This is a genomic window from Scytonema hankhaensis NUACC26, assembly GCF_045865695.1.
GTDB lineage: Bacteria > Cyanobacteriota > Cyanobacteriia > Cyanobacteriales > Nostocaceae > Scytonema.
In genome coordinates, this window is the sequence record NZ_BAACAP010000236.1 from 88,313 (window position 1) to 113,214 (window position 24,902).

26 protein-coding genes and 1 pseudogene are annotated in these 24,902 nt (G+C 42.5%); 16 read left to right on the forward strand and 11 right to left on the reverse strand.

Going from position 1 to position 24,902, the window contains the following annotated elements; all coding sequences use genetic code 11:
• Window positions 1-424: 424 nt before the first annotated feature.
• Window positions 425-730 (reverse strand): hypothetical protein, encoded by a 306-nt coding sequence (locus ACKTT2_RS38175; protein WP_407896255.1) that lies wholly within the window; start codon window positions 728-730, stop codon window positions 425-427.
• Window positions 731-961: 231 nt separating this feature from the next.
• On the opposite strand from ACKTT2_RS38175, the gene ACKTT2_RS38180 reads away from it, so the two are divergent.
• The 3 genes from ACKTT2_RS38180 (at window position 962) to ACKTT2_RS38190 (ending at window position 4,114) form a co-directional block, all read left to right on the forward strand.
• On the forward strand, window positions 962-1,324 hold the full coding sequence (locus ACKTT2_RS38180; RefSeq protein ID WP_407896257.1) for a hypothetical protein: 363 nt from the start codon (window positions 962-964) through the stop codon (window positions 1,322-1,324).
• A 370-nt stretch (window positions 1,325-1,694) separates the two neighbouring features.
• Window positions 1,695-2,696, forward strand: a complete 1,002-nt coding sequence (locus tag ACKTT2_RS38185) for a hypothetical protein (RefSeq protein ID WP_407896259.1) — start codon at window positions 1,695-1,697, stop codon at window positions 2,694-2,696.
• A gap of 53 nt (window positions 2,697-2,749) precedes the next feature.
• Complete coding sequence (locus ACKTT2_RS38190; RefSeq protein WP_407896261.1) at window positions 2,750-4,114, forward strand: GTP-binding protein; 1,365 nt, start codon at window positions 2,750-2,752, stop codon at window positions 4,112-4,114.
• 121 nt (window positions 4,115-4,235) lie between these two features.
• Here ACKTT2_RS38190 and ACKTT2_RS38195 read toward each other — a convergent pair whose 3' ends face one another.
• From ACKTT2_RS38195 to apcB, 4 genes and pseudogenes are all read right to left on the reverse strand, one after another.
• The gene (locus ACKTT2_RS38195) at window positions 4,236-5,612 is read right to left on the reverse strand and encodes a cytochrome P450 (protein ID WP_407896263.1); all 1,377 of its coding nucleotides are present in this window, start codon (window positions 5,610-5,612) and stop codon (window positions 4,236-4,238) included.
• Window positions 5,613-5,743: 131 nt separating this feature from the next.
• Window positions 5,744-6,553, reverse strand: a pseudogene (locus tag ACKTT2_RS38200) (sensor histidine kinase); the annotation flags it as partial.
• 269 nt (window positions 6,554-6,822) lie between these two features.
• A complete protein-coding gene (locus ACKTT2_RS38205; RefSeq protein WP_407896265.1) occupies window positions 6,823-7,632 on the reverse strand; it encodes a TlyA family RNA methyltransferase in 810 nt (269 codons plus the stop codon).
• 145 nt (window positions 7,633-7,777) lie between these two features.
• A complete protein-coding gene (apcB, locus tag ACKTT2_RS38210; protein ID WP_407896267.1) occupies window positions 7,778-8,287 on the reverse strand; it encodes an allophycocyanin subunit beta in 510 nt (169 codons plus the stop codon).
• A gap of 414 nt (window positions 8,288-8,701) precedes the next feature.
• Here apcB and glnA point away from each other — a divergent pair, with 414 nt between their 5' ends.
• Window positions 8,702-10,117 carry a type I glutamate--ammonia ligase gene (glnA, locus tag ACKTT2_RS38215; protein WP_407896269.1) on the forward strand — a complete coding sequence of 472 codons (1,416 nt, stop codon included), beginning with the start codon at window positions 8,702-8,704 and terminating at the stop codon, window positions 10,115-10,117.
• Between the two features lie 191 nt (window positions 10,118-10,308).
• Here glnA and gifA read toward each other — a convergent pair whose 3' ends face one another.
• Entirely contained in the window at window positions 10,309-10,509 is a 201-nt protein-coding gene (gene gifA, locus ACKTT2_RS38220; RefSeq protein WP_407896271.1) for a glutamine synthetase inactivation factor IF7A, read from the reverse strand.
• A 566-nt stretch (window positions 10,510-11,075) separates the two neighbouring features.
• Here gifA and ACKTT2_RS38225 point away from each other — a divergent pair.
• Entirely contained in the window at window positions 11,076-12,131 is a 1,056-nt protein-coding gene (locus ACKTT2_RS38225) for a class I SAM-dependent methyltransferase (RefSeq protein WP_407896273.1), read from the forward strand.
• A gap of 483 nt (window positions 12,132-12,614) precedes the next feature.
• Here ACKTT2_RS38225 and patX read toward each other — a convergent pair whose 3' ends face one another.
• From patX to ACKTT2_RS38240, 3 genes are all read right to left on the reverse strand, one after another.
• Window positions 12,615-12,860 carry a heterocyst-inhibiting protein PatX gene (patX, locus tag ACKTT2_RS38230; protein ID WP_407896275.1) on the reverse strand — a complete coding sequence of 82 codons (246 nt, stop codon included), beginning with the start codon at window positions 12,858-12,860 and terminating at the stop codon, window positions 12,615-12,617.
• Between the two features lie 103 nt (window positions 12,861-12,963).
• Window positions 12,964-14,856, reverse strand: coding sequence for an FAD-dependent oxidoreductase (locus ACKTT2_RS38235; RefSeq protein ID WP_407896277.1), 1,893 nt, complete (start codon window positions 14,854-14,856; stop codon window positions 12,964-12,966).
• 219 nt (window positions 14,857-15,075) lie between these two features.
• Complete coding sequence (locus ACKTT2_RS38240) at window positions 15,076-15,714, reverse strand: Uma2 family endonuclease (RefSeq protein ID WP_407896279.1); 639 nt, start codon at window positions 15,712-15,714, stop codon at window positions 15,076-15,078.
• Between the two features lie 153 nt (window positions 15,715-15,867).
• Here ACKTT2_RS38240 and ACKTT2_RS38245 point away from each other — a divergent pair, with 153 nt between their 5' ends.
• From ACKTT2_RS38245 to ACKTT2_RS38265, 5 genes are all read left to right on the forward strand, one after another.
• A complete protein-coding gene (locus ACKTT2_RS38245; protein ID WP_407896281.1) occupies window positions 15,868-16,125 on the forward strand; it encodes a hypothetical protein in 258 nt (85 codons plus the stop codon).
• Window positions 16,126-16,156: 31 nt separating this feature from the next.
• Window positions 16,157-16,381: an excisionase family DNA-binding protein gene (locus ACKTT2_RS38250; protein ID WP_407896283.1), complete on the forward strand. Its 225-nt coding sequence runs from the start codon at window positions 16,157-16,159 to the stop codon at window positions 16,379-16,381.
• Window positions 16,382-16,387: 6 nt separating this feature from the next.
• Window positions 16,388-16,531, forward strand: coding sequence for a hypothetical protein (locus tag ACKTT2_RS38255; protein ID WP_407896285.1), 144 nt, complete (start codon window positions 16,388-16,390; stop codon window positions 16,529-16,531).
• Window positions 16,532-16,556: 25 nt separating this feature from the next.
• Window positions 16,557-16,946 carry a VapC50 family PIN domain-containing toxin gene (locus ACKTT2_RS38260; RefSeq protein ID WP_407896287.1) on the forward strand — a complete coding sequence of 130 codons (390 nt, stop codon included), beginning with the start codon at window positions 16,557-16,559 and terminating at the stop codon, window positions 16,944-16,946.
• A gap of 193 nt (window positions 16,947-17,139) precedes the next feature.
• Window positions 17,140-17,448, forward strand: coding sequence for a hypothetical protein (locus ACKTT2_RS38265; protein WP_407896289.1), 309 nt, complete (start codon window positions 17,140-17,142; stop codon window positions 17,446-17,448).
• Window positions 17,449-17,555: 107 nt separating this feature from the next.
• Here ACKTT2_RS38265 and ACKTT2_RS38270 read toward each other — a convergent pair whose 3' ends face one another.
• Complete coding sequence (locus ACKTT2_RS38270; RefSeq protein WP_407896291.1) at window positions 17,556-17,747, reverse strand: hypothetical protein; 192 nt, start codon at window positions 17,745-17,747, stop codon at window positions 17,556-17,558.
• Between the two features lie 436 nt (window positions 17,748-18,183).
• Here ACKTT2_RS38270 and ACKTT2_RS38275 point away from each other — a divergent pair, with 436 nt between their 5' ends.
• The 5 genes from ACKTT2_RS38275 to ACKTT2_RS38295 all read left to right on the forward strand — a co-directional run bounded on the left by ACKTT2_RS38275 (window position 18,184) and on the right by ACKTT2_RS38295 (window position 23,193).
• Complete coding sequence (locus ACKTT2_RS38275) at window positions 18,184-18,807, forward strand: hypothetical protein (protein ID WP_407896293.1); 624 nt, start codon at window positions 18,184-18,186, stop codon at window positions 18,805-18,807.
• A 502-nt stretch (window positions 18,808-19,309) separates the two neighbouring features.
• Complete coding sequence (locus ACKTT2_RS38280) at window positions 19,310-19,531, forward strand: hypothetical protein (RefSeq protein ID WP_407896295.1); 222 nt, start codon at window positions 19,310-19,312, stop codon at window positions 19,529-19,531.
• A gap of 172 nt (window positions 19,532-19,703) precedes the next feature.
• Entirely contained in the window at window positions 19,704-20,774 is a 1,071-nt protein-coding gene (locus tag ACKTT2_RS38285) for a PrsW family intramembrane metalloprotease (protein ID WP_407896297.1), read from the forward strand.
• A gap of 340 nt (window positions 20,775-21,114) precedes the next feature.
• Window positions 21,115-21,414, forward strand: coding sequence for a PrsW family glutamic-type intramembrane protease (locus tag ACKTT2_RS38290; RefSeq protein ID WP_407896299.1), 300 nt, complete (start codon window positions 21,115-21,117; stop codon window positions 21,412-21,414).
• An 18-nt stretch (window positions 21,415-21,432) separates the two neighbouring features.
• Window positions 21,433-23,193, forward strand: coding sequence for a mechanosensitive ion channel family protein (locus tag ACKTT2_RS38295; RefSeq protein ID WP_407896301.1), 1,761 nt, complete (start codon window positions 21,433-21,435; stop codon window positions 23,191-23,193).
• Window positions 23,194-23,495: 302 nt separating this feature from the next.
• On the opposite strand, the gene ACKTT2_RS38300 is transcribed toward ACKTT2_RS38295, so the two are convergent.
• Entirely contained in the window at window positions 23,496-24,194 is a 699-nt protein-coding gene (locus tag ACKTT2_RS38300; RefSeq protein WP_407896303.1) for a hypothetical protein, read from the reverse strand.
• 177 nt (window positions 24,195-24,371) lie between these two features.
• Here ACKTT2_RS38300 and ACKTT2_RS38305 point away from each other — a divergent pair.
• Window positions 24,372-24,902 (forward strand): alcohol dehydrogenase catalytic domain-containing protein (locus ACKTT2_RS38305; protein WP_407896305.1); only part of this gene is annotated, 531 nt, incomplete at its 3' end.

Sequence of the window (24,902 nt, forward strand, 5' to 3'; positions counted from 1 at the left end):
CTTATAGTTGTCTTTCACATTCTTGCCTCCAAAACTCATTTTAATGATGCTTTAAACTCAAGATTTTTTCAGCCAATAGTGCAGCTACCAAATTCTCTATTTCTTTTTTTCTTTGCAGAATCTAGCAAATCCCCCATGATTCCCTTATATAGGGATAGTGGTGGGTTTTTTATGTTAGTAAATTGACGTAAGATATTATCGTTTGTTTCCATTATTTTGATATATTTTTTTAAATCTTCTCTTATATCCTATTAGAAAAAATTATAAATAAAGATTCGTTAACATTTAATTTTCCCAGGTAGGGTGGGCAATGCCCACCGTTAGATTTTGGTGGGCATTGCCCACCCTACTACAAACCGTATTGTTTTACGAATCATCTGATTATTGCGATCGCATTTCAACACATGACGTTTTCCAATTCTTATCATAGATAACTTTCAAACTTCCCGTTCATTCCATAAGAGAGAAAGTAAAAAGAATTTTCTCCCGTCTTGCCATAAATCAAGGAATTACTCAATGCATCACCGCGATTGGAAAGAATGACTTGGCTATCTTTGTGTGCTTCTTCAAACGAAAATGGTATGCGATCGTACTTCTTGTGAAAATCAAGTATGATTTTGCCTAGCTTCTCTTTAATGTAGGAACAATTTTGAAACCGTTGCTGCTTTGGACTAGTATAACAAGCTACCAGCAAAAAAGCTAAGAAGATGGAAACAAGACTTTTAGGCAAGAGTTTCTCAATCCAAAATGTTTTGCTAGTGTACCAACTAAACTAGTGAAATGTAAGCGATCGCACAGATTGAGTGAAAAATTTTAGATTTGATAGTTAGTATACGGCTATCGTGCCATTTTGGGGCTAACCAAATTGCGATCGTTCCTCTTCGATGAGTTTTACATTAGATAAAAACTCTAAGGCGATAAAAACTCAGTCTATCACTTCAATAAATACTGGAAGGATTTCATGATGGATCTACCCTTTCTTCCTCCAGATGATATGCCTCCTGCTGAGGTTACATTATTTGATGAATTATTACACAGACACCTAGAACAAGTTTCTAGTAACCGCTTCTATGAACTTTGCGACTCTACACAGCAGGCTTTACTATCACTTAGCCAGTGGTACGTTGAGACAATCGCCGGTACTATGACATTGGTCATTCTTTGTCAAGACATGGATAGTTATCCGCAAATTGTCGAAGTTCTTCCTCAACTTCTCGAACGCTTAAAGCTGCTGTCGAACAATTCCAAGATCTGCATTCAACGTCCTACAGATAGAGGAATAATATGGAGATTTGAAGTAGAAGAACTTTCTACTGAAGGATAAAGAATTCAGAATAAAATTAAACGCTATCAAGAAATGTAGGGAGACTAAGGAGGCTCCCTCTTAATTTTTCTTACTAGTTGACACTCACTACGAAGACAGTGATTCTTACTTCCTTTCCAGTCTAAAATTACTGAATAACGCAAGTACCACAAGAGAGAACCTAAAAACTTATCTACCTTGCGGTAGAATTTATGTTGAATATTGTTTATCAAGTTATAGATTTTTTTAAATGAAAATAATTGTATACATAAGACGCCACTTACATATATTGAAATCTCGTAAATATAACAAGCATTTTGGCTCAGAATTATACAAAAGTCATCGCCGTGGGTTCATAGTTAGGACACTTTTGGTAACTATTGGGAGTGCAATGGGAATCTTAAATCCATTGTCACCTACAGCAGCTGCAACCACTTCTGCACCTAACAAGCCAGGTTCGTTTTCTGAAGAGGTGATTAAGCTAGCCAACGGCATTTCTTTAGAAAAGATAATGCAAAACAATGAATTTTTGGGCTTTGGTCGGATTACTGCAGGTGATATACTGTTGCGTCATGGACGAAGACCAATGTTTGTAGAAATCCGTAATCCTAACGGAATTACCTTATGCAATTATACTATTGTTCGCCAGCAGATTACAGATAACTCAGTTGTATTCGAATTTGCCATGCACTATCGTGAAGGTGGATTGATGGATTGGATGGTTCATTCAGTGCGAAATCGTTACAACACGGCGGATTGGACTGCCGAATCTCAACCAGCTACAGATACTAAATTGTGGCTAGAAATTCGTCCAGTTTTTCGCGATATTGGTAACCGTAGATATATTGGTTTTAGTTACCAGTACCGCTACCAAAGCGATCGCATTCCCATTTACAAAATTCTCGATCGCGGTACTTGGGAACCAAGCGGACGTGCAGTTGGGAGTGAGTTTTGGCTGCGTAACCCTTTTGTACCGTCCATAACTCCAATTGATTCAATAGAACAATTTTATTCTACTGAAGCGTATTTACCCTCAGCGAAAAATCCCAATATCTTTCAGTTTTTGCCCTTGCAGTCTGCATTGCAAGGTTTCACCTTCACTGCTACAAAAGAAGGAACACTGGTAACGTGGGCGACAAAGGTAAGCCATATCCGCTCGCTATTTGAAAAACTTAATCAAGTTAACGACTTAATGGTCAATCGTGAAATCTTATCTGATGAGAAAGGTGTCGTGTATCGTAAAGGCGAGCGTCTAGTTCTCTGGGCTTTCCAAAATTTTGACTTTAACCTTCCTGCTCGTTCATCAGTTATAAATATAAACACGGGTAAAAATACGCAAACTCGTATATTGAAAGCTACTAAATATCATGTCGATCGAGTTACACCTGGTTAACTTTCTCAGTCCAAAATCTAAAATTAAATATAGTCTTGAGTTAATATATCCCAGTGTCAAAGAATCAACAAGAAACTCACTTAAATCGCGCTCGTGCTAGTCTCAGACAAGCACTCTCTTGGTATGGGCATCTTCGTAAAGCCGGACAGTCACAATCAAAGTCGCAATTAGCAGGGTTGGTTAAACCAGAGTTAGAGATTTTGACCTCGACTCTCAACAAATTGGATAACAATGTGATTCGCATCGCTGCTTTTGGTTTGGTGAGTCGCGGTAAGTCAGCAGTACTGAATGCTTTACTAGGACAAAAGATTTTGCAAACAGGACCTTTGAACGGGGTGACGCAGTATCCTCGTTCTGTACATTGGAATCCTGGGGGGAAAGTACAGGTAGAGTTAATTGATACACCGGGATTGGATGAAATTGAGGGAGAAACACGAGCGAAAATGGCACGAGAAGTATCTCAACAAGCAGATTTGATTTTGTTTGTAGTCTCTGGTGATATTACTCGTACTGAATACCAAAATCTGTGTAATTTAAGACAATCTCAAAAACCTTTGATTTTGGTCTTTAATAAAATAGATTTGTACCCAGATACAGATAAACAAAAGATTTATAAAAATTTGCAGCAGTTGGGTAGTGGGAGTTTTCAGACAACTCCTTTGCAACCGGATGAAATTGTTATGGTAGCTGCAGAACCCGCACCAATGGAAGTTCGCGTGGAGTGGCAAGATGGTCGAGTCACGCAAGAATGGGAAACTCCACCCCCACAAATAGAGGAACTTAAAGAAACAATTTTGAAAATTTTGAATCGCGAAGGACGTTCTCTTCTGGCTTTAAATGCTCTGATTCAAGCACGGGATGCAGAAGAAACAATCGCCGAAAAAACCATCAAATTACGTCAGGAAGAAGCAGAAGATTTGATTTGGCGGTACACCAAATACAAAGCGTTAACTGTTGGTCTCAATCCCATCGCCTTTTTGGATATTCTGGGTGGCACTATTGCCGATTTAGCTTTAATTCGATCGCTCGCACGCCTGTATGGTTTGCCCATAACTAATTATGAAGCTGGGAAAGTTTTAAAAACAATTTTATTAAGTTCTGGTGGTTTGTTGCTAGGTGAAATAGGCAGTAGCATCCTTTTAGGTTTGGGCAAAAGTGCAACTGCTATTGCTTCGGGAGAAAATCCCATTAATGTGACGGCTTATGCTGGAACAGCCATAACTCAAGCAGGAATTGCTGGTTATGGAGCATACGCTGTAGGTAAGGCAGCACAGGTGTACTTAGAAAGAGGCTGTTCTTGGGGACAGTTAGGAGCAAGTACGGTGATTCAAGAAATTCTCTCGGAAGTAGAACAGAATACAATCTTGTATCGATTGCAACAGGAGCTAGAACACCGATTTAGTAACAGGCGATCTTAGGGTAAGTCAACAAGCTCTGTCAAAAAAGTTGGTAAGTAATAGCTGTATGAAGGAATCCAAAAGCAAAGGTGACTGGAGGAGAATGAAAATCAAGTGGTCAAAATCAGTAGACCAAAAACTTTTAACGCTTTCCACAAGGGACTCGAATCAAGTGCCGTTTTCCAGTCATCACCATCCGAACGCCACCCATAGGAGCAAGGGTAAACCCACGACGTTGAAGTTTAACTGGGCGATCGTCCAAATTGGCGAGTTGATACTTCGATAAAACCGTTGCAACAACGAGTTTCATTTCTAACTGAGCTAAGGCATATCCCAAACAGTGGCGACTTCCACCACCAAAAGGTAAATATTCACTCTTGGAGTACTGGCGCTCAAAAAAACGTTCTGGTTTAAATTGTCGTGCATTAGGATATAAATCTTCTCGATAATGGACGAGGTAAATACTTGGCATTAAGGTTGTCTCAGCATCAAACTGGTATCCTCCAATTTTTATTGGCGATTTGGTGATGCGTGGCAAAAGCACGGGAAGGACAGGATACATCCGCAGTGTTTCTTGACAAACTGCTGTTAAATAGGGAAGCTGAGCAATTTCCATGGGGTTTGAGCTTTCTCCCAAGCTGTCTAGTTCCTGTAACAATTTTTCAAGAACCTCTGGATGTTGGTGAATTTGATAGAAAGCCCAAGCGAGTGTTGTTGCAGTAGTTTCATGTCCAGCAAATAAAATCGTTAGCAGTTCATCTTTCAATTCTTCGTTGCTCATCGCTTGACCTCGGTCGTCCCGTGCTGCCATCATCAAGCTGAGGATGTCACGCCGCCCCGCATCTCCCTGTATTCTTCTTTCCTCAATTTCTGCAATCAGTAGGTCGTGAACTTTGCGTTGTCGCTGTTTCATTCGTCCCCAAGGAGTCCAATCTCCCCAATCTTGTTGTAGAAACCGTAAAAATAGAATACTGGAGCGGAGTGGAGAATCAATCATATTAAGCCAATCCGTAAGTAAGGGTTTAAGTTGTTGATAGCGTTCCCCTTCGCTCAAGCCAAAGACGATTTGCAATATCACTTCTAGGCTAATCTTTTGCATCACAGATCGAGCCACAAAAGGCTGACCGACAACCCACTGACTCGTAACTTGTTCGCTCAAGAGGCAGATTTGTTTGGCGTAAGTTGGTAATCTATCCCCATGAAAGGGAGGCATTAATAATTTTCGTGCTCGCCGATGGCGATCGCCATCCATTAACATCAAAGAGTTTTTCCCGATGAGAGGTTCTGCAAGTGCATTTCCACGTCCCACATCAAATTGTTTAGTATCTTGATTAAAAATCTCTTGAATTGCTTGAGGATTACCGATAAGTACGTAACTTCCCAGACCACTCAGCCGCATAGTAAAAATGTTTCCATATTTTTGGCTGTATTTGTCCTGAAATGCGAGGGGATCGGCAATCCAATTTATGAGTTGCCACCAAGAAAAACTGGTGATGCGATTCGGTAATTGACTCAACATGGCACTTTATTATTGCTATAACTTAACTTTAGCAAAACAGATTATTGTAAGTTTTGAAGAGAGTAGTTGAGCGATTTTTCATTGGTAACTACCGTCCTACCAAACTAGCAATTGCCTCAAGCAATACCCGCTACTGAACCCCCATGTAGTTTTGTTAAATGACGAACAATGGCTAATCCAAGCCCCAATCCACCATACTTTCTGGTTGTAGAAGTGCTTTCTTGACTGAAGCGTTCAAAAACGTGAGGGAGAAATTCAGGGCTAATGCCTTTCCCTGTATCGCTAACTTGTATTTGGGCATAAGAGTCAAAATATTTTAATGCGATCGTAACCCGTCTTCCTTCGGGTGTAAATTTCACGGCATTTAAAAGCAGATTCCAAATGATTTGTTGTAAACGGGTCGAGTCTCCTTCGACATAAAAGGTTTTATCGTCTAATATAGTTTCAATTTGAATAGCTTTAGCTTCGGCGAGTTGACGAATCGTTTCTACAGAGTTTTTAATAATAAAAACTAAGTTAACTAGTTTCATATTTAAGTTCAACTTGCCTTGAAGAATACGAGACATATCTAGTAAATCTTTAATGAGTTGAGTCTGTAATTTAGTATTCCGTTCAATTGTTTCTAAAGCACGAGCGGTGGTTTCTTCGCTTAACTTCCGCGATCGCAAAACTTGCGCCCAAGCTAAAATTGGATTGAGTGGAGAACGGAGTTCGTGGGAGAGTATAGTTAAGAATTCGTCTTTCAGTTGACTTGCTGTTTCTGCCGCTTCTTTTGCTTATTGCAAAGCTAACTCAGTGTGTTTGTGCTCGGTAACGTCTAATGATGTTCCAATGAGTTTGATTGGTTGTCCTTGCTCGTTAAATATGGTCTCTCCACGAGAATCAATGTATCGAATAGAACCATCATTTAAGACAATCCTCAGATCGAAAGCATAAGGCATTTGGCATAATCTTCAATCTGGTGCAATGTGCTACTCAGTGTTGACATTGTTTAAGGTAAATAACTTGCTCACTTCTCCTTTTTTCACATAGTTATAAAGGATACCTTCTGCGATCTGCCCCCAGCCTTTTGCCCTCTTCACCTAGAACCTCCGCTCGTCGGGGAAGCCTCGTGTCTTTAGACCGAGGAGGAACCGCGACTCGTCCAGTTTTAACTGGAGTCCAAATATCTTAGAATGCATAGCTGTACCCATCCTTCTTGTGAATGTGTTTACGAGAGAGTCGCATTTGCTGAATGTGTTATTTGCTGAATACTTTCTAAATCGAGCGGTTGAGTTTCGCTTTCCATTCCCAACCACAACAAGTACTCAATATTGCCTGCTGGTCCGGTAATCGGCGACCAAGTTAAACCTTTGTATTGCCATCCCAACTCTTGAGCTGTTTGCAGCACTTGAAATATGGCATTTGCATGGTCTTTAGGGTCGCGCACAACACCCTTTTTCCCAACACGGTCTTTTCCCACCTCAAACTGAGGCTTTACCAACAAAACGAGTTCGCGAGGGTATAGGAGTAATTGCCACAAAGCAGCCAAAATCTTAGTTAATGAAATAAACGACACATCCACCACTGCTAAATCGGCAACTTTGTTATCACCATACAATTTCTCTAATGTCAAGTGTCGTAAATTTGTACGTTCCTTCAAAATAACTCGCGGATCGTTTCGCAAGCGCCAATCAACTTGTCCGTAGCCAACATCAACCCCATAAACTCGTTTTGCACCTGCTTGCAGCAAACAATCAGTAAAACCCCCTGTAGAAATGCCCCCATCCAAACAAATCCGTCCTTCTACAGCAATGGCAAAAAATTCTATTGCCTTGGCTAACTTTTCCCCACCTCTAGAAACAAAACGCGATCGCTCTTCGATCTGAATTTGAGCAGAAACATCAACTTCCGTACCAGCTTTGTCAACCAGAACACCATTAACCCGAACTTCCCCTGCTTGAATGAGGCGTTGAGCTAAAGCACGGGACGAGCATAAAGCACGTTCTACCAATAAAACATCAAGTCTTTGCTTAGCCAAGCGTTCTCTAGTATCCTTCTGTATACAACAATCAGTAACTAGCGATCGTTTATCAAAAATTATCTGATAAGCGATCGCTAGTTACCAATTTAGCAGCAGCAACTTGCTTTCCAATGGTCACTGGTCACTGGTCACTGCTCACTGATTAGAGATCTTTTTCGCTCAACTCTCTAGTCATATAGTCGAACGGCTCATCTAAAAAGGTAGTATCGCTCACACCGGTTGCAGCGACTTGCTCCTTTATAATATCCTTCATAATCTGAATACCGCGAACAGTAGGACCAATGGGAACTCCCAAGGAATTATAAGTTTCCCGTAACCCTTGCAGCACGCGCTCATCTAGAACATCCATACTACCCGCTACGAGAGCATAGGTAGCATAGCGAAGGTAGTAATCCATATCGCGGAGACAAGCTGCATAACGACGAGTTGTGTAAGCATTGCCACCCGGACGAATCAACTCAGGTTGTTCTTCAAATAATTTAGAGCCAGCCTGCTTGACAATGGACGCCGCATTTGAGTTGATAGACGCAGCAGCCTGAACCCGTGCTGTTCCACTTTCAAAATACGACTTGAGGTTGTCGATCGCATTCCGGTCAAAATACCGTCCAGCAACGTCATAATTTTTAATTAAGCTAGTTACTGCATCCCGCATTCCTTTTTCTCCCAATCAATCCTATTATGGTTTGATATTTATCTGATTGCTGTTCGCAATCGGTATCTTTTTGCGCCACTTATTAAAAGAAGCCACAGCACAAAAACAATCTATGCGCTATTTATGGATTCTATGCCAAAGTTGACCCAATAGGGAATGGGGATTGGCGATTGGGAATTACTTTTTCCCAGTCCCCAGTCCCTAGTCCCCAGTCCCCATTATTTAAATAAAAATTAAATGTCATGCTTCTTAATGGCATTTTGTAGTAAAAAGTACAAAATCCAATAATGTCCTGTTTCTAGGATATTTCAGGGGTCTGATGGATTTGCAGTTAGCGAGCTTTCTTCAGCAAACGTTGAACACTCTGGTTTTATTGGTTTTACTATTGATAAATTGGCAGCTTAAGGAGTAACCATGACAACCCCACAAGAAGTCCTGAAGATGATTCAGGATAACAACATTCAGATGATCGATCTGAAATTCATCGATATGCCGGGGATTTGGCAGCACTTGACGCTTTACCAAAACCAAATCGATGAATCTTCCTTCACGGACGGCGTACCTTTCGACGGTTCTAGTATCCGGGGTTGGAAAGCCATCAACGAATCGGACATGGCAATGGTACTCGATCCAAACACTGCCTGGATCGACCCTTTCATGCAAGAACCAACCCTTAGTGTTATCTGTAGCATTAAGGAACCTCGCACGGGTGAATGGTACAGCCGTTGTCCTCGCGTTATTGCCCAGAAAGCAGTTGACTATCTCGTGACAACTGGTCTTGGTGATACAGCGTTCTTTGGTCCGGAAGCTGAATTTTTCATTTTTGATGATGTTCGCTTCGATCAAAACCAGCACTCTGGCTACTACTATGTAGACTCGGTAGAAGGTCGTTGGAATTCCGGTAAAGAAGAAGGTCCTAACTTGGGTTATAAACCCCGCTACAAAGAGGGTTACTTCCCAGTTGCGCCTACGGATACCTCACAAGATATGCGGACAGAAATGCTGCTTACCATGGCAAAGTGCGGAGTGCCAATCGAAAAGCACCACCACGAAGTTGCTACTGGCGGTCAGTGCGAATTGGGTTTCCGTTTTGGAAAGTTGATTGAAGCCGCCGATTGGTTGTTGACTTATAAGTACGTCATCAAGAACGTTGCCAAGAAATACGGTAAAACTGTTACCTTCATGCCTAAGCCAGTCTTCCAAGACAACGGATCTGGTATGCACACCCACCAATCCATTTGGAAAGATGGTCAACCTCTGTTTGCTGGAGACAAGTATGCTGGCTTGAGTGAGATGGCGCTGCACTACATCGGCGGTATTCTCAAACACGCACCTGCATTACTCGCAATCACTAACCCCACCACCAACTCTTACAAGCGCTTAGTACCTGGTTATGAAGCACCTGTAAACTTGGCTTACTCTCAAGGTAACCGTTCTGCTTCTATTCGGATTCCATTATCTGGTACTAACCCCAAAGCTAAGCGCTTGGAGTTCCGCTGTCCTGATGCGACTTCTAACCCATATCTAGCATTTGCTGCTATGTTATGCGCTGGGATAGATGGTATCAAGAATAAGATTGACCCCGGTCAACCTTTGGATAAAAATATTTACGAACTTTCTCCTGAAGAATTGGCGAAAGTTCCTTCAACTCCGGGTTCTCTCGAACTCGCGTTGGAAGCCCTAGAGAACGACCATGCGTTCTTAACTGAACCTGGTGTATTCACTGAAGACTTTGTTGAAACTTGGATTTCCTACAAGTTGGATAATGAAGTGAACCCAATGCGCTTACGTCCTCATCCCTACGAATTTTCTCTCTATTACGATGTTTAATTTTTAGGGACTCGTACAAGATACTGAGATAGGTTCCCGACTTCTTCAATAAGTCGGGAATCTAATCCGCATACAGCCACCCGCTAATGGGTGGTTTTTTTTATTGGGCATTGGGAATTGGGCATTGGGAATTGGGCATTGGGCATTTGCTCCCCTTGTCTTCCTGATTCCCAATCCCTAGTCCCCAATCCCTAACTCATTGACGCATTGCTGCGATCGTAAGTCATGCGAGCAGAGGGGTCAATTTTGCCTTGGGTTGGATTCCAATAGTGGGAAACTTCTCCGGGAAGACCTAGTTCTTCGCCTGCACGACCTAGCATGGATTGTTGACGATTCTTAATTAACTGATAGTGACGCATCATAAGAGCGCGTGCTCTTTCTTGTGTAGACATACCTATTTCCTCCTTAGTGGTTTTTTTATAAATGTCAATATTGCCTGACATATTTCCTTAGTTTTAAGATAGCACGCATTCTGTATCTAAAGTTACGGAATCTCTTATCTTAATAAAATTTAATAATTTGACAGAGAAACACTCTTCTGACAGCCGTTTTCAGGTCAATAAATTGCGCTGTTAATGGTGTACGCGCAAGTTTGAAATACTCCCAGGGAGTGCTCTTATGATTACCTATAGGTGTAGGTGGGGCTATGCCGCACGTTCGCGCTTTGTAAGGCATAGCCCTACCTACAAAAATCGGTAATTTTAAAGCCCAAAGGGAGTAGCTTACGAATCTAAAGTTTGAGCTGATGCTTTACTCCACCCTAGCCCAGACATTGGAAAGGGGAGGGAGTAAATTTTCTGTCTCCCTCCAATCCATCGGTGGGTATAGTATCATTTGCATCTTTCTCAAGAATGAACTTTCTAGGCTGCAAACTCTTCTTCAGATTTATGAGAAACAAGTTACAAATAGTTAAAATATATAAAGATATATTCTAAAAGCCTAATTAAAGGGAATCCTTATGTCCGACACTTTAACCAAGCTGACCTATCAAGCTTTTCAGCAAGGCAAAAGTTATTTTGGTATAACTCACAAAATTTTAAGTACCCGCCTCATGCAGTTCATCTCCCCTAGAGAGAGAACATCTCAGCCTATTCCCACTGAGATTTTACTGAAACTTCAACAAAGGCTAAATAATTTGCAGGAAGTTGATTGGGAGGATGCGGAACTAGGTGTATATCCTAAAAGTTTTTTGTTCGATAACCCTTGGGAAGACTTTTTCCGGTACTATCCTCTGATATGGCTCGATATGCCTGAAATTTGGGATAGGGCGAACCAAAAGAGATACCAAGATTTTGCCCCAGAAGTGGACATTGACGGTTATCCCAGCTACTACGCCCAAAACTTCCATCACCAAACCAATGGCTACTTGAGCGATTTATCAGCCAATTTATATGACTTACAAGTAGAAATTCTCTTTCAAGGTTCAGCAGATGCTATGCGACGGCGCATTCTTGCTCCCCTTAAGAAAAGTTTGGAAGTTTTTAAAGATTTAACTCCTCGTCAAGTCCGCGTGCTAGACGTAGCTTGTGGGACTGGTCGCACTTTAAGAATGATTCGAGCCACACTGCCTCAAGCATCTCTGTTTGGTACAGATTTGTCACCAGCATATCTGCGTAAGGCTAACGATCTTTTGTCTGAAATACCAGGAGAATTACCTCAGCTATTGCAGGCAAATGCGGAAGAGTTACCTTATATAGATAACTATTTCCATGCGGTCACTTCTGTTTTTCTCTTTCATGAATTACCTGCAACAGCCCGTCAAAGGGTTATTGAAGAATGTTTTAGAGTCACAAAGCCCGGAGGCGTTTTTATAATTTGTGACTCAATTCAAATGAGCGATTCCCCAGAAATGGAACCATTGATGGAAAATTTCCATGAAACTTTCCATGAACCTTACTACAAGCATTACATGACCGACGACTTGGTAGGACGATTGGAAAAAGCGGGTTTTGTGAATATTGAGATGCAAGTTCACTTCATGAGCAAATATTTGATTGCTCGAAAAGCCGCTTAAATATTTCCAATAGCTTTTTGTTGACATCGGGTGGTAGATTGAGCCACCCTTTTTTTCATGATAATTACGAACACCAACCTATATGAATTTGAACAAAGAATGTGATAGAGAGTTGGTCTAAATCAAGTCTAGACATAACTTTCTCAATCCAAAATCTAAAATGGTGTAATTTAGCCTAAGCGAGATCTCTCCCGTACAACTAAAAAGTTGCAATAGGATTTTTCTGCGTATTTGAAGAGCTTTCAATACTTGCAATACAAAGCAGCAATCTTACTTCTTGAAGCAATAATTCACTGCTAGCGTAGTATATAAACTAACTGGTAAACCACCGCTATATTACTTAAATTTCTAACAATCCAAATGTTACTTTTTTGCTTTGAAAGGTACGTATCGGATAAAAGCGTAACACCCTGGATTACCGTACTCTTATTTCCTTGTTACAAGGTCTTTGCCATCCCAGGAATTAGCACGAACTTGTAGTTGTTAGACATCAGATTGCGTAGTACTGATAAATTCCATCAATTCTCTACGTCCTGGACCTCTACCACTACCTCTATAAGGAGAACGTCTAGAGGTTCCTGGTGGTGGGGTTGTTGCTCTTCTTGTCGTTCTCGCCAAAATTAACTGGGGCGATTCGTATTTGGATGAGAAAGTGTTCGGTACTTGGTTGTTAATAGCAAAGGAGCTACATAGGAAACCCACGATTAAAAGTGAAACAGCTGCACGCATAATGAATGTTTATTTTTGAACTATCCATTTCACTGATACTGAGTTTTCTTTTGTGCATCCGGATAATTTATTTAATAGTATTGTTTTTTACCACAAAAAAATCCTAATTAGATTCAATATGTTCAACAAGTAACCAATTACCTGCACTGTTAAAACAACCCCAGATTTTGAGTAGTTGCCCGTGAAGATATGTTTGCAACTGCTCGTTAATGCGCGCTCGCAATGTCACAATCTGCCAAGTTTGCCCCTGATAATTACTTGGCGAATTAATCATAAATTTATAATCCTGCTGAGATTGGCACTGAAAAAGCCCCGTGAAACAATCAATGTTTTTTAAATCAACAGAATCGCCATTACAGTAAAAGTTTATAGTCGGCGATACACGGGGGCAATTGCCACTCTTGGGATATGTTTCTGGATTATCTAAATAATACAGTTGCAAATGTAACCAATCCGGAGAATCAGGTGGTAAATTAAAGATTGGAACGATGCCAGCTGCACAATCGCGATCGCGCAATAAAGCCTCTTGCAAAGTTCTTACAGGCAGATAGCGAGGACTTAAATTTAACTCAATACACAGAGCAGCTGCCATACCAGCTGCCTGACCAATACCCATAACTACGGGTTGCAATCGAGTAGAGCCATTAGCAATATGAGAAACCGAAATATTTTTCTCACAAACCAATAAACCATCTGTTTCTATAGGAACAAGAGAACGATAAGGTATTGTAAAAGGAGTTCCCGTCCAACGTCCTCCCCAACGAATAGATTTAGGAAAGATTTCAAATTTCACACCCGGATAATGATGGTCATTAGCATAATTACCAATAGCAATGGCATCCTCATGTAACGGTGCAACTCTACCCTCAGCTATTGGTAGAATATCTTGTTCTCGTATGGTAATCAGTCCTACAAGTCTTCTGCTTTCCCGGTAATAGGGGTGAAGGGCGAATGAATTGGCGATTGGCGATTGGTGAGACAGCCCTGAAGGAGGGTTTCCCGACCTAGGGGACTGCGAACCCGAAGGGCGATTAGGGATTAGGGATTGGCGATTGGCGATTGGCGATTGGGGGTTGGCGATTGGCGATTGGGGAAAAATGCCATTAGCTAAACCGTAGCGATGACCGAGTTGATTTTGGATAAAACGGGCAAAATTTTGGCTGTGCCAACAGCATTCTTGGAGAAACTCGTGCTGCTTCTCAGGTGATGCTATGACTCGCTCGACTCCATGACCGTAATCATTACCATTAATGGGCCAGTTAATCATAAACAGACCCCCAGGTAAACGCCCGTAGTTCAAAAATTGTTCTGCACTATAATCATCCCAAGCACCAGAAAATTGTGAGGGATCTTCATTTGGCGCACTTGGAATTTCAGGAGCAGTGGATTCACCAAAATCTTGCATAACCACAACCCAAGTAGGGGCTTGCACTGGATATTTTTCTGTGAGATGATTAAAAGATGCTGGAGCGCTAATTTCTCCCCATTCAGACCTCAACTCCCAACCCCAACGGTAAGGTACTTCAGCTAAAGCTAACAAATCCCCTAACTCTGTAGCATCAAGAGTCACTTTAGCATTGACAGTGAAATCTGCAAACCGAACACCGCTAACACAGTTATTATGTTGAATAACCTCCAACGGTGTTTGTCCTGCTAGCCAAAGTAAATTTGGCAACTCTTGTACCCAATCTGCGAAAATCTCTGCTCCTATGCGAGGATCGTAACTGAAGAAACTGACCCAACTGTTATCTAACCCCATAGGTTGACGGTGTTGCAATTGTTTTATAAATGCACCCCATAACCCTGTTTGGAAAGCTTCCAACTCATTTCCATCCGGTGCAGATACTCCGGCTGTTGTCAGCATTCCCCCCAGCCAAGGAAATTCACTCACCAAAATAGTTTTTGCCCCCCGTCGAGCTGCTTGGATAGCGGCTGCAGTTCCGCCTGTTCCGCCTCCGACTACCAAGATGTCGGCTGTATACGTCTGATTAACCATTTCTGAATCTCTGGTAGATGGCTGATAGTTTAGTTCTGTATAGTCAAGTGATACTATTTTGGATTTTAGGGACTTCCAAATAAAAAAATATTCAACTTTCTCTTGTGGTGCGAGCTTCTAGCCCGCCACTAGTATAGAACGGGCCGGGACGCCCGTCCCACAACATTGGAGAATTTATTTCTTGGAAATCCCTTAGATGCGTGGATTTTGCGCTACTCCCTACTCCCCACTTCTAAATTGTTCCCTAAGATCGCGGATTGCTGCGCTTGTATTTCGCTCGTAAGCAATTTCTACGCATCTAGCAATGACATCATGAATATTAATGTCTGGAAAATAGATGCTTTGAGTTTGAAGAATATATTCTGTACCTTGTAACTGATAGATAGAAAGTTGCTTTTTCTTAAAAAACCAAACTTCGGGAACTTTGTAGGGAAGGTAATCATTGACATCGGAATAGCTAGTTACGTCAATCTCCAGTACCAAATCAAAAGGAGGATCGATACTCCAGTTAATTCGCTCTTTACCTGATGCAGCCTCCCAATTATCAATGTAGAAGCAGTAATCAGGCTCAATACCGCTTTCTTCTGGGAGTTCCATCGTCACTGGGGTAAACGCATCATATTCGCGATTGGTATAATCCAATAAAGTTGTAATGATATGGGCGATTAAGTGAGCATCACGTCCGTGTTTGGGAAGAGGAGACATGAGAAGAACTTCCTGGTTTTGGTATTTCATGCGTGGGATCGAACTCTCACCTCGTTGTTGAGATAATATTTGATACTCTTCCCACGTAGCAGGTAACCGTACAACAGATCCTGGCGGTAGCTGGATTTTTTCAGGTGAGACGAGAGCAAACACGGCTTAAACTCCCTTTGGCTGTAAGCATGAGACGGCTATTTTTCGTAATGATAACGCAATTTCCCCATCGTCTTTTGTTGTTAATTTTTCGATTATTGCGTTTATGTAATACAATAAGAAATGTAACTTAGTAAGAATTTTTAGATACTGAGTATGACCATTATATTAGGGACGACTACATCGCTAGAGTCTACAGTTGCTCGAGAGCAAGAAGCTCAAACTCTCAAGCAATTAGAGCAAATCTTGCGAACAGAAGGTGACATTGCCAAAATAGTGGGAGCCAACGGAGAACAAATTGAGATTCCTGATTCACTGCGTCAGGTGTTCCATTACATCGTTCAAGCTTCTGTGAAAGGTGAAATTGTATCAATTATTCCTGAAAATTATGAAATGAGCTTTTGTGAAAGGTGAAATCATATCAATAATTCCAGAAAATTGTGAAATGACGACACAACAAGCAGCAGATTTTCTCAATGTCTCGCAACCTTACCTCATTAAGTTACTAGAACAAGGAGATATTCCTTACATCAAAGTGGAGACACACCGAAGAATTCCTTTTCGAGATTTAATGACATATAAACAACAACGGGATATAAAGCGTCGGCAAGCTCTTCAAGAGCTTATTGAGATGACTGAAGAAGCTGGCTTGTATGAAGAGGAAGAATAGAATTTTATGCCAAGTGCTCTTCTAGATGCCTGCGTATTATTTCCTATGTATCTACGTGATACTTTGCTGTCCACGGCTGAAGCTGGTTTGTATGTACCTTATTGGTCGCAAAGCATCTTGGATGAAGCATTAGGCAATCTTGTCCTTTAAAGGGAAAATTTCTGCTGAAAAAGCGATGAATCTTCAAGCAACAATGAAAGCAGTCTTTCCTGAAGCAATGGTTACAGTACCAGTTGAAGTGGAAGCAGTGATGACCAATGACCCTAAAGACCGTTATGTTCTTGCAGCTGCGGTAATGGCTAAAGCTAATACTATTGTTACCCATAACCTTACAGACTTTGCGTCAAAGGCTTTGACACCTTGGAATATGAAAGCACTTTCACCTGATAATTTTTTGACGAATTTATTCGACGACAATCCTAAAGAAATGGTTGAAGTTGTACGTCAACAAGCTCAAAAGTATAAAAGACGTCCTATGAATTTTGTTGAATTACTAGCTTTATTGAGCAAGAAAGATGGAGCTAATTTACAAAAATTTGTCGAGAAAATTCTTTCAAATCTTTAGTAATCTATGAGATGGCTAGTTTTCGTAATGATAACGCAGTTTTCCCATCATCTTTTGTTATTAATTTTTCGATTATTGCGTTTATGTAATATAATATTTCCGAAAAGCAGCTGCTTCTACTGGTATCAACGTACAGAAATTTCTCAAGGAAGAGTTGCCCAAATTGCTGGATTAAACCGTAAGGAATGATGGGATGACACTTTATCAAACTAATTGGGCAACTATAGAGGCAGTTGTGGAACTATTTCTAGAAACTTGGCCTTTAATTAGAGAGGGGAAAAATCAAAGATATCCCCCATTAGGTCAAGGAAGCTACCATACCCTCAAGGACATCATTCCATTTCAAGATGTTTTGATGAATAGTTCACCTGATACACCGATTCGAGAACTGTGCCAAGCAATTCGAGCAAAGGTAGACATTGACCAAATAGTGGAAATTCGTTCGCAAGCGGATTTCTGGATACGCCACCTTGAGCGACAAAGCAGACAAGTCCAAAAATAAGCAGCTAGAACACCGATTCAGTAATCAGACAAGAAAGTAAGAATCACCTGAAAACGAAATAATCCAAGCGTCTTTGTTCCTGTTTGAGTGTTGTGGCAGGTTTATTTTCATCTCTGTGGGTGCGAAAGAAAAACAGGCGATCGCTGATGGGCGGTAGTGTCTGCATCTGTTTTCCTTTCGCTGGGTTCTATTGTGTGAATAGTTGTAGATGTTTCTGCCTCAGATCGCTTGACCACATCCTGTTTTACCGGTTGACTGTGAGCGATCGCACTCCAACCAAGCACCATTGCGATTGTCATCACACTGACTAGTACAAACCAAATTATTGAATGGAGGAAGCGATTAAACAAGAACATAATCTATGGGAAAGTGATTGAATAACTGATATTAGTATTGGTCATCGTCCGACTTTAATTTCTTATCATCAATTAATTTTAGAGATTTTAGGACAAGTAAAATGGCGATTTTATCTCCATGTGGTATTCAATTAGTAGTAGGTCTGAATCCCCCACGCTTTTAATTCTGACTTCCTTTTTCTGGATTCTTCTTCAAGAAAAAAAACTTGGTGCTCGCTTCCTATACAAAAGCTCTAGAATTCAGAAATGGCAAAAGTTTTCGGAGAGTGACAAAACGAAATAGTTTAAAAATATTTTGTAAGTGTTAACTAGCAAACGCACATTTATGAAATAATATCAAATGTCATATTCTTTGTCATAACTCAGGAGTTTTATGATAATGAAATCTTCAAATTCGTTTTTAGCGGTAGCACTGGCGATCGCTTCTTTAAGTTTTCCCGTATCCGTCAAAGCCGATACCGTGAATGCCCGTTGCGATGTGTTCCTAAAAGGAGAAGATCGCGCCACATCCTCTGGTCGGTGTACCTTTTCCCAACGGCAGGGTGCGGTTAGCATTCAACTGGAAAATGGTCGTAGCTATGACCTACTCCCTGTGGGTAATCGACCCGGTAATTATCGCGATCGAAATGGTAATGCTGCCTATCGACAAGCTGGACTTGGCGATCGAGGACAGATTTATCGTCTCGCCAATGAGTCGATTTTTGTCTATTGGGATACATCTGCCAATCGACAAAACTCAGGTAACACAAATGGTAGTACTGCTGCTAAGCGTCAGCCTGAAGCGGGTACTACCGTCGCTCAGTTGAGTGATTTAGTGGGGGCAAGGGCAGGACAGGCAGAAAACACAGTGAAAGAACGGGGCTATCGATGGGTCAAGAGTGATGATTCGGGCTACAGCTACTGGCTAGAAGGCAGAACTAACTACTGTGTAACGATCCGAACAGAGGAAGGACGCTACCAATCGATTATTTATACGGGTGGTCCAGTGGATTGTCAGAATTAGTTGTTATCTGGACAAACAATCCAATTTAGAGACTCATAGAAAATAAATTATCCCATTTCACGCCCGTTAAAACGACTTTCTTTCCCCCTGCCCTCAAAACGATGGAATATTTTTTAATTGGAAGTCTCTTAGAGGGCACTGAGAGGATGTATTAAGCTGAGAAAGCTGAACCCCCCATTCCTTGGTTAAGGCACAATCAGTAGACCGAAAACTTTAGCCTCAATAATCACGATACATTTTTAACATGAAGCTTAAAAATTTGCTTTTGGCAGTCGTAACCGCGATCGCGAAATCGTAAAAAGCTGCATTCCTACCCTGATTCTCCAAGAGCGCTATGATGCTCAAACACTTACAACTGTGGGCAAACAGGCACTAGCAGGATTAACAAATGGCCATTGATAGAATTTTCCAATTTCGGGCATGGCGCTCTTGTATTTTCGCAATGTGCTAGAGATGTCGGAGTCGCGTTTGTGATGAATCCCACTGCTTCTCCTAATGCAGTGTGCAGGGAAGCTTTGAAACCCAAGTTCGTGCTGCCTCTCGCTTCCCCAAAGTAGGTTCTCATGCAGCATCCTGCCGCCATCGGCAGCGATTTGAACGGGTGCAAGGTGCAATTTGTGCAATCCAAAGCGGTTGGTTGGGTTCGCAGCGACTTCATCACCTTTGCCGATGGCGGCGAGTAGGTATCACTCGAAGTTTTGGTCAAGTTTTGTTTCCATTATGAGATATCTATGTTGTTAACCAATCGAGCCAGACTTTTCTATGGTTCGCCCTTAAGTCGCCCCCGCAACGCTGTATCGATCGGCATTGTTTTGGCTGTATTAATTGTCATCAGCGCGTCATCCTCGATCAAACAATTCTCACGCGTTACCCCGGTTGGTTTCCAGGTCTATTTCATGGCTCTGGCAGCGTCAATCCTACTGGCGCTTGTTCCCCTGGTAATTTTGTGGTTTCTCGATCGTCGCGAACCAGAGTCGAGATGGCTTTACTCGATCGCGGTGCTGTGGGGCGCTCTGATTGCCACCGGGTTAACCTTCCCGATTAGCGGTTATATGCACGCTGCTGTAGACAGCTATGTGAAAGTGCATCCTGATGTCCAGGCAATTTTTGGGGCGAATGCCAAAATGGTTATAGGTTCTCCCATTGCAGCTCCACTGGTGGAAGAAACCATGAAAGGGCTAGGGGTGTTGCTGTTGTTCTGGTTGCTGCGGGCTGAATTTGATGGGGTTCGAGATGGCTTTATCTACGGTGCGCTAGTAGGGCTTGGCTTCGACTTGTTTGAAGCCCCTTTGTATATACTGCGAGGATATGTCCAAACCGGGGATGCACCCCTGTCTTTCCAGCTAGCGGATCGGTTTGCTGTGTTTGGGCTATCAGGACATGCGCTCTTTACAGGGATGTTTGGTATGGGACTGGGGCTGGCTCGGCAAACCACCCGCCGCCGATTGCGCTATGCGGCTCCTGTAGGAGGCTGGCTGTTGGGATTTTCGGCACATTTTCTCAATGATGCTATCGCTCTAATAGTGTACCTGTACACCTTTATAACGACCGGGAAGCCATTTCATGACGAATCAACGCCCCAAGCGGTTTCCGAGGTGACTGAATCCTTCTTCAGCCTGTGGGTCAGTCATAGTGCCTTGAGATTACTTGGCTTTTTCCCATTTTTTCTGATTGTCGGGGTGATGCTGTGGCAGAGCGGCATTTGGGAGCGGCAGGTGATTCGGGAAGGGTTGGCAGATGAGACCGAACCTGTGATTACGCCAGAAGAATATGAACAGGTGAAAAGCGATCGCATCTTCAGAACGCGCCGCATTCCCCATCTCAAGGGTCGCACCTCAAGGGCGATCGTGCGGGCGCAGGATGAGCTAGCAATTCGTAAATGGCGGGTGAAGCACATTGGGCAATCTGTGGAAAGCGATCCACTGGTCGCCTCTTGGCGAGACGAACTGGTGCGATTGCGAGGTTAGCGATCGGTTCACTCATTACATGAGGTTAATAGTATTCTTGTGAGGAGCGATCGCAGTTTCAAGATGAAGACGCACTTTAACCCGTCGTCATGAAAAAATATCCAACACAGTAGATTGGCATCGCTATGAGAACTAATTCACTGCTTCTCCCTATCATCATCAAGCGTCTATGTTGTTAACCAATCGAGCCAGACTGCTCTATGGATCGCCCTTAAGCCACCCCCGCAACGCTGTATCGATCGGTATTGTTTTGGCTGTATTAATTGCCTTCAGCGCGTCATACCATATCAAAGAATTCTCACGCGTTACCCCGATTGGTTTCCAAATCTTTTTGATTGCTGTGGCTGGGACGATTCTACTGGCACTTGTTCCCCTGGGAATTGTGTTGTTTCTCGATCGCCGCGAACCAGAATCGAGGTGGCTTTACTCGATCGCGGTGCTGTGGGGCGCTCTGATTGCCACCGCGTTAGCCCTCCCGCTTAACACCCACATAATCGCTGCTGTAGCTGGCTTTGTGAAAGTGCATCCTGATGTCCAAGCAATTTTTGGGGCGGATGCCTCAATGATTCTGGGTGCTCCCATCGCAGATCCGCTGGTAGAAGAAACCATGAAAGGGCTAGGGGTGTTGCTGTTGTGTTGAAGACAGATAAGTTTTTTTATGTCTATGTTTTTATTCCATCGATTCCGCCGATTAATCATTCGGTTTGTGCCGCTCGGTTTAACGACGATCTTGCTGGTGCTTGGCTCTTGTGCGATCGCCCAGAGCCAACTGCCCTCACTATCAGTATCGGCTGCCAATGATTCCTTTAATCCTCCATCTACAGTTAGCCGCTATGGGGAGTATGAAACAGCTCCGATCCAATCGCCTCTGGATAAAAACAAATTGTTTGATGTCACTTCTCCCACGATTTTTAATCGCGATCAAGTCCCGTCCGGGAAACTCCCAGTTGAAGTCCGGGCACAAGAGGTGAATGAGCGGTTGTGGAGGATTCTCGATCGAACCATCAATGCTAAACAGACACCAATTGTCACTGTTGCCACCTTGAATAACCGACCTGTCCTGGAAATTCGTAATGATAAATCCACCCGTCCTATTCGTTTGGTAACTGTAACAGAACCAGATGCCGACTTTAATGGCAAAACCCTGGACAATTTAGCCCAGGAATGGCAAAAGATTCTTCAAGATGAAATGGTTCGGTTCAAGCAGTTGACTGCACATAAAGTCCTTGCTCACCGTGTAGGACAGGCATTTCAAATCTTGCTGGGCTTGTTAATTGCTAGCGCTACGATCTGGTTTCTGAGACGAATGTTAACCCGTCAGCAACAAATCCTAGAAGCTCGTTATCAACAGCAACTAGCGATACTTGCAGAAGCGGAAAAATCACAGAAATCAGAAGCAATCGCCTCATCAGAAACTACGGAAAGAGAAGAAATGAAAGCAAGAGAAATTGCGGATTTGCGAGCGCAATTTTTGACAACTTTCCAACACCAATTTAGTCTGAAGCGTCGATTAGACATTAACAAATTTCTCAAATGGGCACTGTTGTGGATTTTCATTTTGATATGGTACATTGGCATTGCTCGCATCATCTCCACAGTCCCCCTATTGATGCGATGGAGTCTTTACGTATGGACAACACCACTCGCATTGATTGCGATTTGGTTTGGCATTAGTTTAGCGCTCCGCATCAGCACAAGTTCGATCGATCTCTTAATGCATTCCTGGAAAGCCAATCCCCTCCTCCCGTTCGGAGAAGTACAACGAATTGCTCTGAGAACTACAACGATCGCGTCCGCTTTAAAGGGATTCGTTAGTTTTGTTTTGGTGATAGCAGGAATTATTTGGACTCTCAGTTTATTCAATGTTCCAACCAGCTCAATTTTTGCGGGAGGGGCAGTCATTGGTTTTGCGATTTCCTTTGGTTCCCAGAGCTTAGTGAAAGATCTCATCAACGGATGCTTGATTTTGATGGAGGATCAGTTTGCCGTAGGCGATGTGATTCAAATTGGGGACAAGAGCGGACTGGTAGAAAATCTCAACCTACGAGTGACTCAGTTGCGAAATAACGAAGGTCAATTAATTACCATTCCCAATAGCAACATCACGAATGTCAGCAATCTAACCCGCCTCTGGTCACGAATAGACTTTTCTATTGTAGTTGCCTATGAAAATGACCCAATGCATGTACTTGATGTCTTGCGGCAAATATCCAAGCAACTATATAGCGAACCTGAATGGCGCGAGCTCCTGCCAGAGCTACCAGAAGTCCTGGGCATTGATGAACTCTCCCATACAGGAATGCTAGTACGTGTTTGGATAAAAACGGCACCAATGGAACAATGGCGCGTTGGGCGAGAATTCCGTCTACGTGTTCGACAAGCCTTTGAAGCAAAAAATATTCAGATTGGCACCCCATGAATTACTTACAACACGGATTTGGCAAAGTCTCCCTAATCCTTCCTCTCCTTAGTATTGCCAATGCCGCAAGCTGTTCGACCCAATTTACCGGAACGAGTCAGTTTTAGTAGTGGAGCCTAATTTATAACCACATGAGACAGATTTACCGATATTTATTGCTCTTGCTACTGGCGATCTCCTATACCCTGTTCCTCGCTACTGCTGGACAGTTGACTGTGTTCTTCTACTGAACATACAAGGGATAGAAACTGCGAAGAGATGGGTTTTGTCTTTGTCTTGACGAAACCCAGCAAAACAACAGACTAAAAACGAGTTCTGCCACTGCTCCAGTCGCCTGAATCGCAAGTACCACGGAAACGCTCAATCCCATTAATGGCAATCCGTCCACTGCGTCGATCGATCTCAACACGCGGATGATTTAGCTCATTCACCTTGTATTTTCCCGCGATTTGCTCAGGTGTGACACGGAGATCGTCGAGGTTCCACCATCCATTAGTACCGCCTGAATTAATTGGCGGGATGAGCTTTCCGGTCAGATGAATTTTTCCCTGCGTATTACGAATCTCGACTTGAACCTCGGAATCAAACTCATTTGTCGAAGACTCTATGCGATTTCGCAGTTCGTAACGGTTGCGGCGGGGGTTCCATTCATAACTGTCACGGCTTTCGAGACTGGGTTTGCGACCTTCACCGTAACAGATTAAGGTCAGTCTTTGCTGTACTGAGTTGCTGTTGCGTTCCGGTGCGTTTTGTTCTCGGAGATAGGTATCGATTGCAGTTTGAGCTTTCCCAATTTCTCTTGAACTACAAGAGCGACCATTTTGCAGTAGCTCCCCTTGAGGGTTAAAAACGACAGTGCAACCGCTTCCGGGTATCATGCCCGTTACACTGAAATTACCGTTGTCTATAGTGTCGATCGTCGCTTGAGCATTCACAGAATTCGCGATTGTCAGCGTGAGTAAAGCCAGCGAGATCGACGTTAAAGTTCGTAATGTTCTCATTGTTACGTTGATTGTTGTTCTGAATCGATATGAATTGATTGACTCAATCTATCACGAAGAGGTTGAATGGTAGAGTAACCATTCTCACTTTGACTGATTGTATAAGACTAGTATTTGATTTTTGAAAAAACTCCAAATAGTGTTAGATCTAATATCGTTGAGCGGTGAAAAATCAAGGTGAAAGCACAGGTCTTTAGAGGTGTCAATCAACTTTCTTACGAAGAGATTCCCGTACCAACACTGGAACCCAATGAAGTCCTGGTTCAAGTGCGCGTTGTGGGATTGTGTCAATCTGATATAAAAAAAATTCGTTATCCCCTGTACGAACCACCAAGGATCTTTGGACATGAAACTACAGGAACTGTAGCAGCGATCGGTTCTGAGGTCACAGGCTGGTATGTTGGACAAAGGGTAGCAGTCATGCACCACATACCCTGTATGCGTTGCGCTTATTGCTTAAATGATAACTTTTCTATGTGCGATACTTACAAAAACATTTGTACTACGGCAGGGTTTGTACCTAGTGGAGGTGGTTTTGCTGAGTATGTTAAAGTACCCGGTCATATTGTGAGAAACGGTGGGTTAATTCCCATTCCCGATAATATCAGTTTTGAAGAAGCAAGTTTTGTAGAACCGACTAACTGCTGTCTCAAAGCCGTGAAAAAAGCCCAAATTGCCCCAGGTCAAACAGTTTTAATTACTGGTGCT

Excerpts from the sequence above, each read along its gene's own strand:
- ACKTT2_RS38180 (WP_407896257.1), top strand. The coding sequence starts at position 962 with ATGATGGATCTACCCTTTCTTCCTCCAGATGATATGCCTCCTGCTGAG.
- ACKTT2_RS38185 (WP_407896259.1), top strand. The coding sequence starts at position 1,695 with ATGGGAATCTTAAATCCATTGTCACCTACAGCAGCTGCAACCACTTCT.
- ACKTT2_RS38195 (WP_407896263.1), bottom strand. The coding sequence starts at position 5,612 with ATGTTGAGTCAATTACCGAATCGCATCACCAGTTTTTCTTGGTGGCAA.
- apcB (WP_407896267.1), bottom strand. The coding sequence starts at position 8,287 with ATGCGGGATGCAGTAACTAGCTTAATTAAAAATTATGACGTTGCTGGA.
- glnA (WP_407896269.1), top strand. The coding sequence starts at position 8,702 with ATGACAACCCCACAAGAAGTCCTGAAGATGATTCAGGATAACAACATT.
- gifA (WP_407896271.1), bottom strand. The coding sequence starts at position 10,509 with ATGTCTACACAAGAAAGAGCACGCGCTCTTATGATGCGTCACTATCAG.
- ACKTT2_RS38225 (WP_407896273.1), top strand. The coding sequence starts at position 11,076 with ATGTCCGACACTTTAACCAAGCTGACCTATCAAGCTTTTCAGCAAGGC.
- patX (WP_407896275.1), bottom strand. The coding sequence starts at position 12,860 with ATGCGTGCAGCTGTTTCACTTTTAATCGTGGGTTTCCTATGTAGCTCC.
- ACKTT2_RS38235 (WP_407896277.1), bottom strand. The coding sequence starts at position 14,856 with ATGGTTAATCAGACGTATACAGCCGACATCTTGGTAGTCGGAGGCGGA.
- ACKTT2_RS38245 (WP_407896281.1), top strand. The coding sequence starts at position 15,868 with ATGACCATTATATTAGGGACGACTACATCGCTAGAGTCTACAGTTGCT.
- ACKTT2_RS38250 (WP_407896283.1), top strand. The coding sequence starts at position 16,157 with ATGACGACACAACAAGCAGCAGATTTTCTCAATGTCTCGCAACCTTAC.
- ACKTT2_RS38255 (WP_407896285.1), top strand. The coding sequence starts at position 16,388 with ATGCCAAGTGCTCTTCTAGATGCCTGCGTATTATTTCCTATGTATCTA.
- ACKTT2_RS38260 (WP_407896287.1), top strand. The coding sequence starts at position 16,557 with ATGAATCTTCAAGCAACAATGAAAGCAGTCTTTCCTGAAGCAATGGTT.
- ACKTT2_RS38265 (WP_407896289.1), top strand. The coding sequence starts at position 17,140 with ATGACACTTTATCAAACTAATTGGGCAACTATAGAGGCAGTTGTGGAA.
- ACKTT2_RS38270 (WP_407896291.1), bottom strand. The coding sequence starts at position 17,747 with ATGACAATCGCAATGGTGCTTGGTTGGAGTGCGATCGCTCACAGTCAA.
- ACKTT2_RS38275 (WP_407896293.1), top strand. The coding sequence starts at position 18,184 with ATGAAATCTTCAAATTCGTTTTTAGCGGTAGCACTGGCGATCGCTTCT.
- ACKTT2_RS38285 (WP_407896297.1), top strand. The coding sequence starts at position 19,704 with ATGGCTCTGGCAGCGTCAATCCTACTGGCGCTTGTTCCCCTGGTAATT.
- ACKTT2_RS38295 (WP_407896301.1), top strand. The coding sequence starts at position 21,433 with ATGTCTATGTTTTTATTCCATCGATTCCGCCGATTAATCATTCGGTTT.
- ACKTT2_RS38300 (WP_407896303.1), bottom strand. The coding sequence starts at position 24,194 with ATGAGAACATTACGAACTTTAACGTCGATCTCGCTGGCTTTACTCACG.